Source organism: Streptomyces sp. NPDC001153 (genome assembly GCF_053598315.1).
The window spans coordinates 23,326-39,968 of sequence record NZ_JBSFJZ010000042.1; the positions used below are offsets into that span (position 1 = coordinate 23,326).

At 71.5% G+C, this 16,643-nt stretch carries 20 protein-coding genes and 3 tRNA genes; 17 read left to right on the forward strand and 6 right to left on the reverse strand.

Annotated elements, in window-relative coordinates:
• Positions 1–266: 266 nt before the first annotated feature.
• Positions 267–749, reverse strand: coding sequence for a carboxymuconolactone decarboxylase family protein (locus ACWDEN_RS36365; protein WP_351612179.1), 483 nt, complete (start codon positions 747–749; stop codon positions 267–269).
• Positions 750–948: 199 nt separating this feature from the next.
• Between ACWDEN_RS36365 and ACWDEN_RS36370 the strand changes: the two genes are divergently transcribed.
• Genes ACWDEN_RS36370 through ACWDEN_RS36380 form a run of 3 tightly spaced genes read left to right on the forward strand, consistent with a single transcriptional unit; the run spans position 949 to position 1,829 of the window.
• Positions 949–1,302: a DUF6233 domain-containing protein gene (locus tag ACWDEN_RS36370; RefSeq protein WP_450862199.1), complete on the forward strand. Its 354-nt coding sequence runs from the start codon at positions 949–951 to the stop codon at positions 1,300–1,302.
• A 44-nt stretch (positions 1,303–1,346) separates the two neighbouring features.
• Positions 1,347–1,571: a hypothetical protein gene (locus ACWDEN_RS36375; protein ID WP_351612174.1), complete on the forward strand. Its 225-nt coding sequence runs from the start codon at positions 1,347–1,349 to the stop codon at positions 1,569–1,571.
• A 45-nt stretch (positions 1,572–1,616) separates the two neighbouring features.
• Positions 1,617–1,829, forward strand: coding sequence for a hypothetical protein (locus ACWDEN_RS36380; protein WP_351612171.1), 213 nt, complete (start codon positions 1,617–1,619; stop codon positions 1,827–1,829).
• 139 nt (positions 1,830–1,968) lie between these two features.
• On the opposite strand, the gene ACWDEN_RS36385 is transcribed toward ACWDEN_RS36380, so the two are convergent.
• Complete coding sequence (locus ACWDEN_RS36385; protein ID WP_351612168.1) at positions 1,969–2,625, reverse strand: SDR family oxidoreductase; 657 nt, start codon at positions 2,623–2,625, stop codon at positions 1,969–1,971.
• Positions 2,626–2,878: 253 nt separating this feature from the next.
• Complete coding sequence (locus ACWDEN_RS36390; RefSeq protein ID WP_450862202.1) at positions 2,879–4,156, reverse strand: amidohydrolase family protein; 1,278 nt, start codon at positions 4,154–4,156, stop codon at positions 2,879–2,881.
• Positions 4,157–4,552: 396 nt separating this feature from the next.
• Between ACWDEN_RS36390 and ACWDEN_RS36395 the strand changes: the two genes are divergently transcribed.
• The 9 genes from ACWDEN_RS36395 to ACWDEN_RS36435 all read left to right on the forward strand — a co-directional run bounded on the left by ACWDEN_RS36395 (position 4,553) and on the right by ACWDEN_RS36435 (position 10,384).
• Positions 4,553–4,625 (forward strand) — tRNA-Thr (locus tag ACWDEN_RS36395).
• 46 nt (positions 4,626–4,671) lie between these two features.
• Positions 4,672–4,744: transfer RNA gene (locus tag ACWDEN_RS36400), tRNA-Met, on the forward strand.
• A gap of 90 nt (positions 4,745–4,834) precedes the next feature.
• Positions 4,835–4,999, forward strand: coding sequence for a 50S ribosomal protein L33 (gene rpmG, locus ACWDEN_RS36405; protein ID WP_003948671.1), 165 nt, complete (start codon positions 4,835–4,837; stop codon positions 4,997–4,999).
• 184 nt (positions 5,000–5,183) lie between these two features.
• Positions 5,184–5,636, forward strand: coding sequence for a MaoC family dehydratase N-terminal domain-containing protein (locus ACWDEN_RS36410; RefSeq protein WP_351622936.1), 453 nt, complete (start codon positions 5,184–5,186; stop codon positions 5,634–5,636).
• Between the two features lie 7 nt (positions 5,637–5,643).
• Entirely contained in the window at positions 5,644–6,072 is a 429-nt protein-coding gene (locus tag ACWDEN_RS36415; RefSeq protein ID WP_351622934.1) for a MaoC family dehydratase, read from the forward strand.
• Positions 6,073–6,185: 113 nt separating this feature from the next.
• Positions 6,186–6,755 (forward strand): TetR/AcrR family transcriptional regulator, encoded by a 570-nt coding sequence (locus ACWDEN_RS36420; RefSeq protein WP_450862204.1) that lies wholly within the window; start codon positions 6,186–6,188, stop codon positions 6,753–6,755.
• Between the two features lie 87 nt (positions 6,756–6,842).
• Positions 6,843–8,327: a DHA2 family efflux MFS transporter permease subunit gene (locus tag ACWDEN_RS36425; RefSeq protein ID WP_351622930.1), complete on the forward strand. Its 1,485-nt coding sequence runs from the start codon at positions 6,843–6,845 to the stop codon at positions 8,325–8,327.
• A 44-nt stretch (positions 8,328–8,371) separates the two neighbouring features.
• Positions 8,372–8,761, forward strand: a complete 390-nt coding sequence (locus tag ACWDEN_RS36430) for a DUF3291 domain-containing protein (RefSeq protein ID WP_351622928.1) — start codon at positions 8,372–8,374, stop codon at positions 8,759–8,761.
• A gap of 567 nt (positions 8,762–9,328) precedes the next feature.
• The gene (locus ACWDEN_RS36435) at positions 9,329–10,384 is read left to right on the forward strand and encodes a UDP-N-acetylmuramate dehydrogenase (RefSeq protein ID WP_351622926.1); all 1,056 of its coding nucleotides are present in this window, start codon (positions 9,329–9,331) and stop codon (positions 10,382–10,384) included.
• Between the two features lie 19 nt (positions 10,385–10,403).
• Here the strand turns inward: ACWDEN_RS36435 and ACWDEN_RS36440 are convergent, their stop codons facing one another.
• On the reverse strand, positions 10,404–11,036 hold the full coding sequence (locus ACWDEN_RS36440; protein ID WP_450862207.1) for an NAD(P)-dependent oxidoreductase: 633 nt from the start codon (positions 11,034–11,036) through the stop codon (positions 10,404–10,406).
• A gap of 102 nt (positions 11,037–11,138) precedes the next feature.
• Between ACWDEN_RS36440 and ACWDEN_RS36445 the strand changes: the two genes are divergently transcribed.
• Both ACWDEN_RS36445 and ACWDEN_RS36450 read left to right on the forward strand, forming a co-directional pair.
• Positions 11,139–11,750: a TetR/AcrR family transcriptional regulator gene (locus tag ACWDEN_RS36445; protein ID WP_450862209.1), complete on the forward strand. Its 612-nt coding sequence runs from the start codon at positions 11,139–11,141 to the stop codon at positions 11,748–11,750.
• 45 nt (positions 11,751–11,795) lie between these two features.
• Positions 11,796–12,503, forward strand: coding sequence for a hypothetical protein (locus ACWDEN_RS36450; RefSeq protein WP_450862211.1), 708 nt, complete (start codon positions 11,796–11,798; stop codon positions 12,501–12,503).
• Here ACWDEN_RS36450 and ACWDEN_RS36455 read toward each other — a convergent pair.
• Entirely contained in the window at positions 12,448–13,488 is a 1,041-nt protein-coding gene (locus ACWDEN_RS36455; RefSeq protein WP_351620417.1) for an adenosine deaminase, read from the reverse strand. The genes ACWDEN_RS36450 and ACWDEN_RS36455 overlap by 56 nt on opposite strands.
• A 147-nt stretch (positions 13,489–13,635) precedes the next feature.
• Positions 13,636–14,862, reverse strand: a complete 1,227-nt coding sequence (locus ACWDEN_RS36460) for a pyridoxal phosphate-dependent aminotransferase (protein WP_351620420.1) — start codon at positions 14,860–14,862, stop codon at positions 13,636–13,638.
• A gap of 262 nt (positions 14,863–15,124) precedes the next feature.
• Here ACWDEN_RS36460 and ACWDEN_RS36465 point away from each other — a divergent pair.
• From ACWDEN_RS36465 to nusG, 3 genes are all read left to right on the forward strand, one after another.
• A tRNA-Trp gene (locus ACWDEN_RS36465) sits at positions 15,125–15,197 on the forward strand.
• Between the two features lie 106 nt (positions 15,198–15,303).
• A complete protein-coding gene (gene secE, locus ACWDEN_RS36470) occupies positions 15,304–15,588 on the forward strand; it encodes a preprotein translocase subunit SecE (RefSeq protein ID WP_351620422.1) in 285 nt (94 codons plus the stop codon).
• An 80-nt stretch (positions 15,589–15,668) separates the two neighbouring features.
• Complete coding sequence (nusG, locus tag ACWDEN_RS36475; RefSeq protein WP_351620425.1) at positions 15,669–16,529, forward strand: transcription termination/antitermination protein NusG; 861 nt, start codon at positions 15,669–15,671, stop codon at positions 16,527–16,529.
• Positions 16,530–16,643: the final 114 nt, after the last annotated feature.

Below are 16,643 nucleotides of genomic sequence, written 5' to 3' on the forward strand. Positions count from 1 at the left end.
GGCCGGGCGCCCCCCCCGCCCCCCCCCCCGCACCGCTCCAGGTGGGCAGGATGGCCTTCGACAGGGCGGCAGGATCTGAGGTTGTTTCCCCCTGGTGTTCCCCGGTATTGAGCTGGCAGTGGAAAGCCGCAGGTCGCGCGGCGTGAGATGAGCCCGCTGTAAATCCGCCGGCTCAGCCTTCCCAGGTTCGAATCCTGGCGCCGCCACACGGGAACGAGAGCCCCGTGACCTGCGAGAGCGGGTCACGGGGCTCTCGTCGTCGACCCTCAGTGGAACTTGGCGACCATGCCCGCCTCGTAGTCACCGGCGGGCTGCTGGGTGATGACGTTTCCGCGGTTGAAGGCGTTGATGACGGCGATCTGGGCCACCAGGTCGGCGAGTTGGTCCTCGTCGTAGTACTTGGCCGCGTTCGCCCAGACCTCGTCCGGGACGCCGCCGGCCGCGTCGGCGATGCGGGTGCCCTGCTCCGTCAGCTCCAGTGCGGCGCGCTCGGCGTCGGTGAAGACCTTGGCCTCCCGCCAGGCGGCCACGAGGTGGAGGCGTACGGCGGTCTCCCCGGCCGCGGCGGCTTCCTTGGTGTGCATGTCGATGCATCCGGCACAGCCGTTGATCTGGCTGGCGCGGAGCATCATCAGTTCGCGTGTCGAGGCCGGCACGGTCGACTCGGAGAGGGCCATGCCCGCGGCGATGATGTGCTTCATGACCTTGGCCGCGACCGGGGCGGCCATGACGTTCAGACGAGCTTCCACGGTGTACTCCTGGGTGGTTGCCGGTGTGTACGCCCTCTGCGTACGCCCTCTTGGACAGAGCGGCCCCGCGCACTGTGACAGGAATGGATGTGACCCGCGTCTCGACGCCTCTCGACGACGGAGAGCCGTTTTCACGCGAACCCTGTTCGGTCGCCTCCCGCTGGTCGCACTTCCCGGTCCCTTCACTAGAATCGAACGTGTGAACGATGATCGTCCGCTGACGCGTCTCGACATGCTGCGTTTCGCGCGCCGCGTCGTCGAACATGAAGCCGTGCGGCAGCTCGCCCTGATGGACCGGTGGATCGCGGACGAGGAACGCCGGGAGGCCGAACGGCAGCGCCGCCTGGCCACCCGGCAGGCCGCTCCGGAGTGGCTGATCGAGCGCGGCCTGAACGGCCGCACCGCGGTGTACGTCCACGTCGGCGGCTGTACGAGCGCCGGCGGGCGCGCCAAAGGGGCCGACCGGGACGAGGCCGTACGTGCCCTCGCCGAGGGAGGTGTCGCAGCATGCCCGCTGTGCCGCCCCGACACCGTGCTGGGAATACTGGAATGACCGGTCCGGGTGCGTTCCCGGGCGGTCCGGACGATGCTGGAGCCATGGCCGGGAAACGACCCATTATCGTGCACCTGCCGTCCCCGACCGGCGGCCGCCGGGTCCGGGTGGACGGCGAGATCCTCGGCCTGGCGCACAACGTCGGGGACCTGGTGGAGTTCCTGCGCCGCGCGGGGCTGGAGATCGAGCCGGAGCAGGTGGCCGACTCGCCGCTGATCGACTGGCGGGGGGTGGGACCCGACCGCTGGGAAGCCGAGACCCGGACCTGACCGCGGTGTCGTGCCGACCGGCGCCGGTGCGGGCACACTGACGGCATGTCCTCCCGACGCAGAACCTGTCCTGTGTGCCACCGCGACATCGCCGTGGTCGCGGGCCGCTACGCGCGGCACGACCCGCCCGGGGCGCGGGAGAACGGAGAACTCGTCTCCTGCGCCGGGTCGCGGCGGCAGGCGCAACTCGGGGCCGTCCAGCCGGCGTTGGACGGGTACGCCGTACCGGAGTTTCCCGGGCAGTTGCCTCTGTTCTGAGTCATGACGAGTGTCATGACGAGACGGAGGGGGCCGGCTCGCGTGTGTGGGCGGGGCGGGAGGATCTGACGGTGTGACAGGTCAGCGATACCGAAGGCCCGGTGGCGGGATCCGTCCGTTCAACGGCCGGTGGCCGGCCTCAGTTCCCGGCCACCGATTTCACCGCCACCGACACCGGAGTCGATCCGCTGATCAGCTCCAGCGTCAGGCCGGTCGTCGCCGGGGTGTCCACCAACTCCGCGAGTACGGCGGCCACATCGTCCCGGGGGATCGCGCCGCGCCCGGTGTGCGCCTCCAGACGGACCTGACCGGTGCCGGCGTCGTCCGTCAGCGAGCCGGGGCGCAGGATCGTCCAGTCCAGGGCCTCCTGGCGGGTGACGTACGCGTCCGCCTCGCCCTTGGCGCGCAAGTAGGCGTCGAAGACACCGTCGCCCTGGTGAGCGGGATCCGCGCCCATCGAGGACACGACCAGGAATCGGCGCACGCGCGCGCGAACGGCCGCGTCCGCGAACAGCACCGCCGCGCCCCTGTCCACCGTCTCCTTGCGGGCCGCCCCGCTGCCCGGGCCCGCTCCGGCCGCGAAGACCGCCGCGTCGGCGCCCTGCAGGTGCGCCGCGACCTCCTCCACGGAGGCGGACTCCAGGTCGAGCAGTACCGGTTCGGCGCCGGCCGTCCGCAGATCGTCGCCCTGTTCGGACCTGCGGATGATCCCCGCGACCTCGTCCCCGCGCGCGGAGAGCAGGCGCTCCAGCCGTAGCGCGATCTGACCATGACCACCAGCGATGACAATGCGCATGAAACCGACCGTACGCCGGACGGGGCGCATCCGCCGCGCGAGTTGACCGGCGTGGCAGGACCGCGCCGGGCGCGCGCCCGCCGACCCGCGCCGGGCGCGACGCGAACGGCCACAGGCCGGGCGCAGGTGGACGGGAGCGCGCCGGGGGCAGGTGGACGGGTACGCGCCGACGTGCACGCCCATCCACGCGCCTCTCAGCTCTGCAGGCGCCGCGCCCTGGCCCCCCGGCGCCCACCCGAGACCGCGCGCCCCCTCACGACAACGCGCCCCGCCCCTGTCGCGGCAACCCGAGTTCCGCCGTGGCCGCCGAGTTGCAGTACTCGCGTACCGCGCTCGTGCGGGCCACCACCCGGCCGCGATGGACCACGATCCGGCTGTAGGCCAGGGACAGGGCGCCGGCCAGGCGGTTGCCGCGTACGGCGAGGAGGTCGGCGGGGAAGCCGGCCTCCACGCGTACCTCCGGCAGGCCCAGCGTCGCGCGGGCCGAGGTGCTGACGGCGTCGTAGGCGTCCTCCGGGCGCAGGCCGTGCGCGGAGGCGAGGAGGTAGGCCGCCTCCAGGGGGTCACCGCGGCCCACGGGGTTGGAGGCGTCGCGCAGGGCGCCGCTGCCCGCCGACACGCGCACCCCGGCCGCGCGCAGCAGCCGTACCGGAGCGGCGCCCCGGCGGTCGGTTCCGCAGCAGCCGCCCTGGGGCAGGCACACGACCGTCACACCGGCCGCCGCGAGCTGGTCGGCGGCGCGGCAGGCGGCCTCGGTGGGCAGGCGCGCGAGACCGGCGCACGGTCCGATCGTCACGCCGGGGCGCAGTCCCCCGGCCAGGGCAGCGAGCCGGGACAACCGGGCGGGGTCGGAGGCGTCCGTGTGCAGGTCCACCGGGCAGCCGTGCTCGGAGGCGATCTCCAGGACGGTCTCCACATAGCCCGTGGGATCGGGGTCCAGGTCGGGGCAGCCGCCCACCACGGAGGCGCCCATCTTGAGCGCGTCGCGCAGCATCGCCAGCCCGTCGGCCCCGGCCACGCCGGTCAGCAGCCGTGGCATCGCCACCGTCGTCAGCTCGGCGAGCCCCCGTAGCGAGCGCCGCGCCTGCAGGACGGCGCCCAGCGCGTCGAGCCCCTGCACATCGCCCACGCGCACGTGCGCGCGTGCCGCCGTCGCCCCGTGCCCGAGCTGCAGCAGGGCCGCCTCGGTCGCCCGGCGCTGGACGTCCTCGGGGGTGTACGACGCCGGGCCGGGGCGCTCGGCGGACAGCGCGGTGTCTCCGTGGGCGTGCGGCTCGGCCGGGGCCGGCAGGAGCAGGTAGCCGCTCAGGTCCACGCGCGTGGCGCCCGTCCGCGTGGCGCCCATCCGCGTGGGGCCCGGCGCCAGACTGCCGGCCGTGCCCACCGCCTCGATGCGCCCGCCGCCCAGCCGTACGTCCACCGTGCGGCCGTCGGTGAGCCGCGCCCCGCACAGCAGCAGAGCGGCCGGGGCGAACTTGCCCGAGGATCCCGAGTTCGACTGCGGGTGGGGCTGCGGCTGGCTGTCGGGCATCGCGCTCCAGGGTCGGGGGCCGGGGGCTCGGGCGCGCCCGTGTGAGACTCCGGGGCCCGGGCCCCAAGATCACGCCGGGCGAGTCGAGCCTAGGGTGGCGAGCCGTGCCGGGCGCGCAGGAGCGCAATAGTCGTACCGGTGTGGTCCGCCCTTCGCGGTACTACGTGTCGCCCACCCGCGCGGCCCTCGTTCTCCCCCGGCGACGCGCACGCGTGCGTGCCCCGCTTCTGTCACTAGGCGTCCCGGGCCGGCCGCTCTTGGCGATCACCCACTGCCTCATCGGCCCCCGCACTGCGACCCATGAGGTCGCTGCGGGCCCTGGGCCGGGGGTGGTCGCGGGCTGCCGGATACGGATTTGGGTGAACGGCGGCGGACCGTGTAATGTCTTCATCGCTCGCCCCAATAGCTCAGTCGGCAGAGCGTCTCCATGGTAAGGAGAAGGTCAACGGTTCGATTCCGTTTTGGGGCTCTGGTGTGAGAGGTTCCCGTCGAAAGGCGGGACTCGATCGCACCGCAGCGGTGTAGCTCAGTCGGTAGAGCAAGCGGCTCATAATCGCTGTGTCACCGGTTCAAGTCCGGTCACCGCTACTCACAGTAGCCGATTGCGGGGTCGGTCCTTCGATCGGCTACTCTTTCTTGCGTTGAATTAGTCCACCCGTTCGTCTTAGGAGCACTCACGTGGCTGCCACCGACGTCCGCCCGAAGATCACGCTGGCCTGCGTGGAGTGCAAGGAGCGGAACTACATCACCAAGAAGAACCGGCGTAACAACCCGGACCGTCTTGAGATGAAGAAGCACTGCCCGCGTTGCAACGCGCACACCGCGCACCGCGAAACGCGATAAACAGGCTCGTCCGCGAGGCCGTCCCCTTCCGAGGGGGCGGCCTCGCGGCGTTTCACCCCCTCCACCGGGGCTTCGGCTTCACCCGCGCTTCAGCGGCCGGGACTCACCCGTCCCCCGCGCGATCCCCGCCGTGGATTCCGGCTAATTTGGGGCCATCACAGCAGACATCAGGAGGTGCCGGGCCATGGCGCTCGACCAGTCCTTCGTGGGACGGACCTACCCGCCCACCGCGCCCTACGAGGTGGGCCGGGAGAAGATCCGCGAGTTCGCCGAGGCGGTGGGCGAGACCAACCCGGTCTACACGGACCCGGAGGCCGCGAAGGCGTTCGGTCATTCCGATGTGATCGCCCCGCCGACGTTCGTGTTCGCCATCACGTTCCCGGCCGCGGGGCAGATCGTCGAGGACCCGCAGCTCGGTCTCGACTACAGCCGCGTGGTGCACGGCGACCAGAAGTTCGCCTACAGCCGCCCCGTGCGGGTCGGCGACCGGCTCACGGTCACCTCCAGCATCGAGGGGATCAAGTCCCTCGCGGGCAACGACATCCTGGACATCCGTGGTGAGGTGCACGACGAGGCCGGTGAGCACGTCGTGACCGCCTGGACCAAGCTCGTGGCCCGCGCGGCCGAGGGGGCGTGAGGACCTGATGACGGCGAAGATCGCGTACGACGACGTCGAGGTCGGCACCGAACTGCCGGCGCAGACCTTTCCCGTGACCCGCGCCACGCTCGTGCGCTACGCGGGTGCCTCCGGGGACTTCAACCCGATCCACTGGAACGAGAAGTTCGCCAAGGAGGTCGGCCTGCCGGACGTCATCGCGCACGGCATGTTCACCATGGCCGAGGCGATCCGCGTGGTCACCGACTGGACCGGGGACCCCGGCGCGGTCGTGGAGTACGGCGTCCGCTTCACCAAGCCCGTCGTCGTGCCGAACGACGACAAGGGTGCGCTGATCGAGGTCAGCGGCAAGGTCGCGGCCAAGCTGGACGACAACACCGTACGCGTGGACCTGACGGCGACCAGCGACGGCCAGAAGGTGCTGGGCGTGTCCCGGGCGGTCGTACGGCTGGCCTGACGGCTTCCACCGGAACGGTGATGTAAGGGGCGTCCTCCTGGTGGGACGCCCCTTACGCACATCCGCGCACGAGGGCCTTGCCAAGTTAGTGATTGAGCACTAACTTACCTCCCATGGTCAGGATGAGCGCAGAGGAGCGGCGCGAGAGCGTCGTTCGCGCGGCGATCGCGGAATTCGCGCAGAAGGGCTACTACGGCACTTCCACGGAGGCGATCGCGAGCCGCGTGGGTGTGTCGCAGCCGTACCTCTTCCGGCTCTTCGCGGGCAAGAAGGCGATCTTCGCGGCCGCGTCGCTGCGCTGCGTGGAGGACACCTGCCGGGTCTTCCAGGAGGCGGCCGCGGGGCTGCAGGGCGAGGAGGCCCTGCACGCCATGGCGAACGCCTACGTGCGAATGATCACGGAGCAGCCCGAGAGGTTGCAGATGCAGATGCAGACGTACATCACGGTCGCGGCGGCCGAGGCGGAGGGGGACCACGAGTTCGGCGAGGCCGTACGGGCCTCCTGGATGAAGCTCTGGGACACCGTTCACCTGCCGCTGGGGGCGGACGACAACGGGACCACGACCTTCCTGGCGTACGGAATGCTCATCAACACCCTCGCGGCCATGAGGTTCCCGCCGGAGCACCGGGTCTGGCAGGGGATGTATCCGGCGGCCCGGATCACCGGCCGACTGGAGAAGTAGCGGAACGAGGCGGACTGTCCCGCCTCTTTCTTTGCGCACAAAAGTTAGTCATCAATAACTAACTAGAGATCGCTCTCTGGGGGAGAGATGTCACAGCAGACCGCGACGAGCGCGGGGCGCGGAAGCGCCGCCTGGGCCCTCGTCATCACCAGCGTCGCCGGCTTCATGGCGGCCCTCGACAACCTCGTCGTCACCACCGCCCTGCCCTCCATCCGCAAGGACCTCGGCGGCGCGCTGGACGACCTCGAGTGGACCGTGAGCGCCTACACGCTCACCTTCGCCGTCCTGCTGATGTTCGGCGCGGCGCTCGGCGACCGCTTCGGGCGCCGCCGGCTCTTCATCGCCGGACTCGCCGTCTTCACCGGCGCCTCCGCCGCCGCGGCCATGGCCCCCGGCATCGGCTCCCTGATCGCCGCCCGCGCGGTCCAGGGTGTCGGCGCGGCCGTGATGATGCCGCTGACGCTGACCCTGCTGACCGCGGCCGTGCCCGCCGCCAAGCGCGGGATGATGTACGGCATCTGGGGCGCCGTCAACGGGCTCGCCGTCGCCTCCGGACCGCTCATCGGCGGCAGCCTCACCGAGCACGTGTCCTGGCACTGGATCTTCTGGCTGAACGTGCCGCTCGGCCTGATCACCCTGCCGCTCGCCCGTCTCCGCCTCGCCGAGTCCCACGGCACCGGCGCCCGGCTCGACGTCCCCGGCACCCTGCTCGCCAGCGGCGGCCTCTTCGGGATCGTCTACGGCCTGGTCCGCGGCCCCGCCGACGGCTGGACCGACTCCGTGGTCCTCACCTCGCTGTTCGCCGGGGGCGCGCTGCTGACCGGGTTCGTTCTGTACAGCTCCCGCGCGGCCGCCCCCATGCTGCCGATGCGGCTGTTCCGGTCCCGGGCCTTCTCCGGCATCAACGCCGCCAGCCTGCTGATGTTCGTCGGCATGTTCGGCTCGATCTTCCTGCTCAGCCAGTACATGCAGGGCGTGCTCGGCTACTCGCCCACCGAGGCGGGCCTGAGGATGCTGCCCTGGACCGGCATGCCGATGCTCGTCGCGCCGATCGCCGGAATCCTCTCCGACCGCATCGGCGGCCGACCGGTCGTCGCCGCGGGCCTGTTCCTGCAGGCCCTCGGTCTCGGCTACATGGCCGCCGTCGCCACCGCGGACGCCTCCTACGCCGCCCAGCTGCCCGCCCTGGTCATCAGCGGGATCGGCATGGCCCTGTACTTCGCTCCGGCCGCCAACCTGGTGATGTCCAGCGTCCGCCCGCAGGAACAGGGCATCGCCTCCGGGGCCAACAACGCGCTGCGCGAGGTGGGCGGCGCGCTCGGCATCGCCGTGATGTCGTCGATCTTCTCCGCACAGGGCGGCTACGACAGCGCACAGAGCTTCGTCGACGGCCTGCGGCCGGCCCTGGTCACCGGCTCGGCGGTTGTCGCCCTCGCCGCGGTCGCGGCCCTGGTGATCCCGGCCCGGCTCGGCGCCGCCCGCCTCGCCCCCGCAGCGGACGGGCAGACGCCCGCCCCGGCCCCGGAGGCCGCTGGCGCCGAGGCTCCGGTGCCGGCGGCCACCGCCCGCTGAAGACCTGCCCGGCACCTCGCCACCCTCGTCACAAGGAGTTCGCGATGCCCGCACTCCCCGCTCTTCCCTGGATCGTGCCGAACACCCCGCCGCAGGACACCGAGGTGCACGTCTTCGCCTCGCGCTTCGAGACCCGCTCCCTGTGGGGCGCCCTCCGCTTCCTGGTTCGCACCCCGGCCGTGTGGCGGCAGGTGGGCAGGGCGCCCGGCGCGTACGGGGCCTCCCTCAGGGCACAGCCCCTGCGGCGGACCTTCTGGACGCTGTCCGCCTGGGAGTCCGCCGACGCGCTGAAGGCCTTCGCCCACTCCGGTGCCCACCGGCCCACCTCCCGCGCGCTGGCCTCCCGGATGCGGGACTCCGCGTTCGCCACGTGGCAGACCACCAGCGACCAACTGCCGGTGACCTGGGAGGAGGCGGAGCGGCGGCTCACGTAGACCGTCGGCGGCAGAGACGGTACGCCGTCCACGCGCGCGTGGCCTTCGAGGGGAGCCACGCGCGCGTGCACGTGTGTTGTGGTTCACGTGCGGTGCACATCTGTCAGGTGTTCACGCGCGCGTGCACGCATGTCACGCGTTCACACGCGCGTACGTGCCTGTCGGTGCGTGCGGGTTGCGGAGCGGCTGGGTGCGGTCGGCGTGGGACCAAGGCTTGGCGCGGCACCGCGGCCGTGCCGGGGCGGCCCTGCCGTCGGCCCGGGGCCGAGGGCCTCCGGCGACTGCCACGGTGTCGTAACCGCCGCTCCTACGGATGTTGTGCCTCCGGCAGCAGGACGCGACTGCGTGCCGGGGCGGCCCTGCCGTCGGCCGGGGCCGACGCCGTCGGTGGAGGAGTCCCGTCGTCCCGCAGAAGTAGGGGCCCCCGTCGTCCGGCAGAAGTAGGGCCCCCGGCGTCCGGCAGGAGGAGGGGCCCGCGGCGTCAGGCAGAAGAAGGGGCCCCCGGCGTCCGTCGTGGTGCCGTGACCGTCGCCCGTGCCGGCGGAGTCGTCTCGTAGTCTTGGGCCCGTGCAGGTACTCCACGACGCCCCTCTTGCCCCGCTGACCACCTTCCGGCTGGGCGGTCCAGCGACGCGGCTGGTCACTGCGGTGACCGACGCCGAGGTGATCGCCGCCGTCCGTGAGGCCGATGACAGCGGGACGCCACTGCTGGTCATCGGCGGCGGATCGAACCTGGTCATCGGCGACAAGGGGTTCGACGGCACCGCCCTGCGCATCGCCACACGCGGGGTCGAGCTGCGCGGCACGACGCTGGAGCTCGCGGCCGGCGAGGTGTGGACGGACGCCGTCGCCCGCACGGTCGAGGCGGGGCTCGCCGGTATCGAGTGCCTGGCCGGCATCCCCGGCTCCGCGGGCGCCACGCCGATCCAGAACGTGGGCGCCTACGGCCAGGAGGTCTCCTCCACCATCACCGAGGTCATCGCCTACGACCGGCGCGCCGGCGAGACCGTCACGCTGACGAACGAGGAGTGCGCCTTCTCGTACCGCCACAGCCGCTTCAAGGCCGACCCCGAGCGCTATGTCGTGCTGCGCGTCCGCTTCGAGCTGGAGGACGCCGACGGGCTCTCCGGGCCCGTCAAGTACGCCGAGACGGCCCGCGCGCTCGGCGTCGAACCGGGAGACCGGGTACCGCTGGCCGACGCCCGCGAGACAGTGCTGAAGCTGCGCACCGGGAAAGGCATGGTGCTCGACCCCGAGGACCACGACACCTGGTCCGCCGGGTCCTTTTTCACCAACCCGATCCTCACCGACGAACAGTTCGCCGCGTTCCACGCGCGCGTGCGCGAGCGGCTGGGCGACGGCGTGGAGCCGCCCGCCTACCCGGCGGGGGAGGGCCGTACGAAGACCTCCGCGGCCTGGCTGATCGACAAGGCGGGCTTCACCAAGGGCTACGGCACCGGACCGGCCCGCATCTCCACCAAGCACACCCTCGCCCTCACCAACCGGGGCGCCGCCACCACCGAGGACCTGCTGGCCCTGGCCCGCGAGGTGGTCGCCGGCGTCCGTGAGGCCTTCGGGATCACGCTCGTCAACGAACCGGTGACGGTCGGCGTCAGCCTCTGACGGCACGAACGGCGGTGGCCTAGTACGCCACCCCCACCCCCTGCTTCACCGTCCCCTCGTCATCGATCATCGCCAGCATCGCGTGCGCCACGTCGGCGCGCGCGATGAAGCGGCCCTTGCGCGGGAAGCCGCCGACGGCGGTGCGGTAGCGGCCGGTGAGCGGCTTGTCCTGCAGGCGCGGCGGCCGTACGGACGTCCAGTCCATGCCGCTGCGGGCCAGCTCGGCCTCCATCCCGCGCAGGTCGGTGTAGACGTCCTTCAGGACGGCCGACACCAGGCCGCGCATCGCACGGTCCAGGGCGCCGTCGTCCTCGGGGGCGGGGCCGACGGGACCGGCGCTGACCACGAGCAGCCGTCGTACGCCCTCCGCCTCCATGGCGCGCAGAACCGTACGGGTCAGCCGGGTGGCGACCCCGGCGTCCTTGCGGCTGCGCGCGCCCAGGCCGGAGAGGACCGCGTCCCGGCCCCGGACGGCGGCGCGCAGCTCCTCGGGGTCGGTGAGGTCGGCGCGGAAGACCTCCAGTGCGTCCCCCGTGACGTCGAGCCGGGCCGGATCGCGGACCACGGCCGTCACCCGGTGGCCCGCGCCGAGCGCCTGGCGGACGATCTCCCGGCCGATGCCGCCGGTGGCGCCGAAAACGGTGAGGTTCATGAATGCTCCCGTACTCGGGATTGGTGGGTGAGTATTCACTCACCCTTGCTCACTCTAGAGTGGGTAAGCACTCACCCACTCGTCAAGCCCGATTGGACGCCCATGGAGCCGAAGCCGGCGCGTGTCCGCATCCTCGACGCCGCCCACGAGCTCATGCTCACCGTCGGACTCGCCCGCGCCACCACCAAGGAGATCGCCCGCGCGGCCGGCTGCTCCGAAGCGGCCCTCTACAAGTACTTCGACAGCAAGGAAGACCTGTTCGTACGCGTGCTCGCCGAGCGGCTGCCCCGGCTCACGCCCCTCCTCAACGGCCTCGCCGCGAAACCGGGACAGGGCACCCTGGAGGGCAACCTCACCGAGATCGCCCGCCAGGCCGCCCTCTTCTACGAGCAGAGCTTCCCGATCGCCGCCTCCCTGTACGCCGAGACCCAGCTCAAACGGCGCCACGACGACGCCCTGCGCACCCTCGGCGCCGGCCCGCACCGGCCCATCCAGGACCTGGACGCCTACCTGCGCGCGGAACAGGCCGTCGGCCGTGTCCGCGCCGACGCCGACACCTTCGCGGCCGCCTCCCTGCTGCTGGGTGCCTGCGCGCAGCGCGCCTTCGCCTACGACGCGACCGACACGGGCGAGCGGCCGTCGGTCGACGCGTTCGCCGCGCGGCTCGCACGGACGCTGCTGGGCGGAATCTCCGTTGCCCCGGCCTCCGCGTGAGCCTCACGCTGGGGGCATGACAAACGCCCCCGCGATCACGACCGTATGCGGCTGAGGCTGCGCGAGTTCCGGCCCCGCACCGGCCCGCACGAGCACCGGGTCGTCCAGCCCCGGCAGCCCCTGCGCCACACCTCGCTGCGCGCACCCGAACCCATCGGCCTGCTGCTCGGCGACCACGACGGACTGAGCCGGCTGGCCGGCCTGTTCTCCTTCGCCGCCTACTCCCGGCACACGATCGTCCACGTGCCGCTGCGCGACGGCGTCCCGCCCGACGAGGGCGTGGGCGAGCGGGTCGACCTCGTCCTCGCCCATCACACCCTCGGGCTGCGCCCCGCCCAGTGGCCCGAACTGCGCCGCAGGCTCGGCCGGGGCGCGCCGCTGACCGTCCGCACCGACGAGGCGCGCACCGCGCGGGACGCCGCCGCCTGGCGCGAGCGCCGGGAGCGGCCCGGCCTCCGGGACGTGCTGCGGCACGCCACGCACGCCCGTACGTTCTTCCTCTTCGGCAGCCGGGACGTGTTCGCCGAGACGGCCACCTGGTTCGCCCACGCGGCCGGCAACGGGCCGTACCGGAAGAACGTCGCCAAGGGACACGCCACGCTGATGGCGGAGCTCCCGGCCCTGCTCCAGCCGCCCGGCGGCGGGCACTCCATCGACGTCCTGGTCTGTTTCAAGCCCTACCCGCCCTACGCCCACTTCAGACGGCCGGGCGGGCCAGCCAGTCGTCCACGCCGGCCAGCAGCCGCGCCCTGACGTCCTCCGGGGCGGCCGAACCCCGTACCGACTGCCGGGCCAGCTCGGCGAGCTCGGCGTCCGAGAAGCCGTGCGCGTGCCGGGCGATCTCGTACTGGGCGGCCAGCCGGGAGCCGAACAGCAGCGGGTCGTCGGCGCCGAGGGCCATCGGAACGCCCGCCTCGAAGAGGGTCCGCAGCGGGACGTCCTCGGGCTTCTCGTACACGCCGAGCGCCACGTTCGACGCCGGGCACACCTCGCAGGTCACCTGCCGGTCCGCCAGCCGCTTCAGCAGCCGCGGGTCCTCCGCCGCGCGCACCCCGTGGCCGATTCGCGAGGCGTGCAGGTCGTCCAGGCAGTCGCGCACCGACGCCGGGCCGGTCAGCTCGCCGCCGTGCGGGGCCGACAGCAGGCCGCCCTCGCGCGCGATGTGGAAGGCCCGGTCGAAGTCCCGCGCCATGCCCCGCCGCTCGTCGTTGGAGAGCCCGAAACCGACCACGCCCCGGTCCGCGTACCGCACCGCGAGGCGGGCCAGGGTACGGGCGTCCAGAGGGTGCTTCATGCGGTTGGCGGCGACCAGCACGCGCATGTCGAGCCCGGTCTCCCGGGAGGTCGTGTCCACGGCGTCCAGGATGATCTCCAGTGCGGGGATCAGACCGCCCAGCCGGGGCGCGTACGACGTCGGGTCCACCTGGATCTCCAGCCAGCCCGAGCCGTCCTTCAGGTCCTCCTCGGCGGCCTCCCGGACCAGGCGCTGGATGTCCTCCGGTTCCCGCAGGCAGGAGCGCGCCGCGTCGTAGAGCCGCTGGAAACGGAACCAGCCCCGCTCGTCGGTGGCCCGCAGCTTCGGCGGTTCGCCGCTGGTCAGTGCGTCCGTCAGGGCCTCGGGCAGACGTACGCCGTGCTTGTCGGCCAGTTCCAGGACGGTCCCCGGCCGCATCGAACCGGTGAAGTGCAGGTGCAGATGGGCTTTCGGCAGCTCAGAGAGATCACGTACACGCTCCATTCCCAGATCCTGCCGTACGTCCCTGCCGTACCGGTAGCCGTTTCCCCGTACGTGGTCTTGCTCGCACAAACGAACGGGGGCACCCGGGAAGGTTCCCGGGTGCCCCTGTCCAAAAATGGACCGCTCGGTTGTCCAAAGCTGGACTGCTCAGGCCTTGGCCTCCGCCAGCAGCTTCTGGATGCGGCTCACGCCCTCGACGAGGTCCTCGTCGCCCAGCGCGTACGACAGCCGCAGATAACCCGGCGTGCCGAAGGCCTCGCCCGGGACGACCGCGACCTCGGCCTCCTCCAGGATCAGCGCGGCCAGCTCGACCGTGTCCTGCGGGCGCTTGCCCCGGATCTCCTTGCCGAGCAGCGCCTTGACCGACGGGTAGGCGTAGAAGGCGCCCTCGGGCTCGGGGCAGACCACGCCGTCGATCTCGTTGAGCATCCGCACGATGGTCCTGCGGCGCCGGTCGAAGGCCTCGCGCATCCTCGCCACGGCCTCGAGGTCACCCGAGACGGCGGCCAGGGCGGCCACCTGCGCCACGTTGGAGACGTTGGAGGTGGCGTGCGACTGCAGGTTGGTCGCGGCCTTGACGACGTCCTTCGGGCCGATGACCCAGCCCACGCGCCAGCCGGTCATGGCGTACGTCTTCGCGACACCGTTGACCACGATGCACTTGTCGCGCAGCTCGGGCAGCAGCGCCGGCAGCGACACGGAGGCCGCGTCGCCGTAGACCAGGTGCTCGTAGATCTCGTCGGTCAGCACCCACAGACCGTGCTCGACGGCCCAGCGGCCGATCGCCTCGGTCTCGGCCTCGGAGTACACCGCGCCGGTCGGGTTGGACGGGGAGACGAAGAGCACGACCTTGGTCTTCTCCGTGCGCGCCGCCTCCAGCTGCTCGACCGAGACGCGGTAGCCGGTGGTCTCGTCGGCCACGACCTCCACCGGGACACCCCCGGCCAGGCGGATCGACTCCGGGTACGTCGTCCAGTACGGCGCCGGGACGATGACCTCGTCGCCCGGGTCGAGGATCGCGGCGAACGCCTCGTAGATGGCCTGCTTGCCGCCGTTGGTGACGAGGATCTGCGAGACGTCGGGCTCCCAGCCGGAGTCGCGCAGCGTCTTCGCGGCGATCGCGGCCTTCAGCTCGGGCAGGCCGCCGGCCGGCGTGTAGCGGTGGTACTTGGGGTTCTTGCAGGCCTCTACGGCCGCCTCGACGATGTAGTCCGGGGTCGGGAAGTCGGGCTCGCCGGCGCCGAAGCCGATCACCGGACGCCCGGCGGCCTTCAGGGCCTTGGCCTTGGCGTCCACGGCGAGGGTGGCGGACTCGGAGATCGCGCCGACTCGGGCGGAGACCCGGCGCTCGGTGGGTGGGGTTGCAGCGCTCATGGAGCCCATCGTTCCAGACCGGAAATGTCCCCGGCACACGGGTTTCACGGACTGAACAACCAGGGGTCGATGCGTGAACACGGGTCCGAATCCGGTCCCCGGCCAGGACGATCTTTGGTCAACAGGCCCCGGACGGGCGCTTTCTGTTCGACGCCGGGCCGCGGACCACGTACACTCTCACCTCGTTGGCCTTCAGAAGCCGCCGCCGAAACCGGTGCACACCCCGCACCCGGCCGGATGCGGTACGTTGGGGGACACACAAAGGGTCGTAGCTCAATTGGTAGAGCACCGGTCTCCAAAACCGGCGGTTGGGGGTTCAAGTCCCTCCGGCCCTGCTACACACACCGCCAGGATGTGTGCGCATGTACGTACAGCATTGCACCGCCGTGCGGCTCAGAAACCGGGCGCGGCACGGCCACGACCCGGGACCAGGTGAGGACAATGACGGACGCCGTGGGCTCCATCGACACGCCTGATGCCCAGGACGAGGCACTCGAGTCGAAGAAGACACGCAAGGGCGGCAAGCGCGCCAAGAAGGGCCCGCTGAAGCGCCTGGCCACCTTCTACCGCCAGGTCATCGCGGAGCTCCGCAAGGTCGTCTGGCCGACGCGCAACCAGCTGACGTCGTACACCACCGTGGTGATCTTCTTCGTCGCCATCATGATCGCGCTGGTGACCGTGATTGACTATGGGCTCAACCACGCGGCCAAGTACGTCTTCGGCTGAGCCAAGAGCGAAGGGCGCCGTGGCACCGGCGCCCGTTTTCGCATGTTCCACCCCTATGTATCCAGGAAGAAGCAGCCATCGTGTCTGACCCGAACCTGAACGACGACGCCACCGAGCCTCGCGGGACCGCTGCCGAGATGGTGGACGACGAGCTCGACATCGTCGAGGGCGCGGACGAGCAGGACGAGTTCGAGGCTGCCGAGGCCGAGGCGGGGGAGCCGGCCGAAGAGGCTGCCCTGAACGTCGAGGACGAGGACGAGGAGGCCGGCGAGGCTGCCGAGGAGGCCGCCGCCGAGGCCGCCGAGGAAGAGCCGGCCGAGCCCGTCGACCCCGTCGAGGCCCTGCGCGAGGAACTGCGCTCCCTGCCCGGCGAGTGGTACGTCATCCACACCTACGCCGGCTACGAGAACCGCGTGAAGACCAACCTGGAGCAGCGCGCCGTCTCGCTGAACGTCGAGGACTACATCTTCCAGGCCGAGGTGCCGCAGGAAGAGGTCGTCCAGATCAAGAACGGCGACCGCAAGACGATCAAGCAGAACAAGCTGCCGGGTTACGTCCTGGTCCGCATGGACCTGACCAACGAGTCCTGGGGTGTCGTCCGCAACACCCCCGGCGTCACCGGCTTCGTCGGCAACGCCTACGACCCGTACCCGCTGACCCTGGACGAGATCGTCAAGATGCTCGCCCCGGAGGCCGAGGAGAAGGCCGCCCGCGAGGCCGCCGAGGCCGAGGGCAAGCCCGCCCCGCAGCGCAAGGTCGAGGTCCAGGTGCTGGACTTCGAGGTCGGCGACTCGGTCACCGTCACCGACGGCCCGTTCGCCACGCTGCAGGCGACCATCAACGAGATCAACCCCGACTCGAAGAAGGTCAAGGGCCTGGTGGAGATCTTCGGCCGCGAGACGCCGGTCGAGCTCTCCTTCGACCAGATCCAGAAGAACTAGTCCATTTCTGGACGTCGCTCTTCCGCGCAGGTCAGGCGGGCTGTCTCAGCCGGTCTGACCTGCTCGGTTTTTGGCCGCGCATCTATACCCGTTATCGTTGTGCGGTATGCCTGC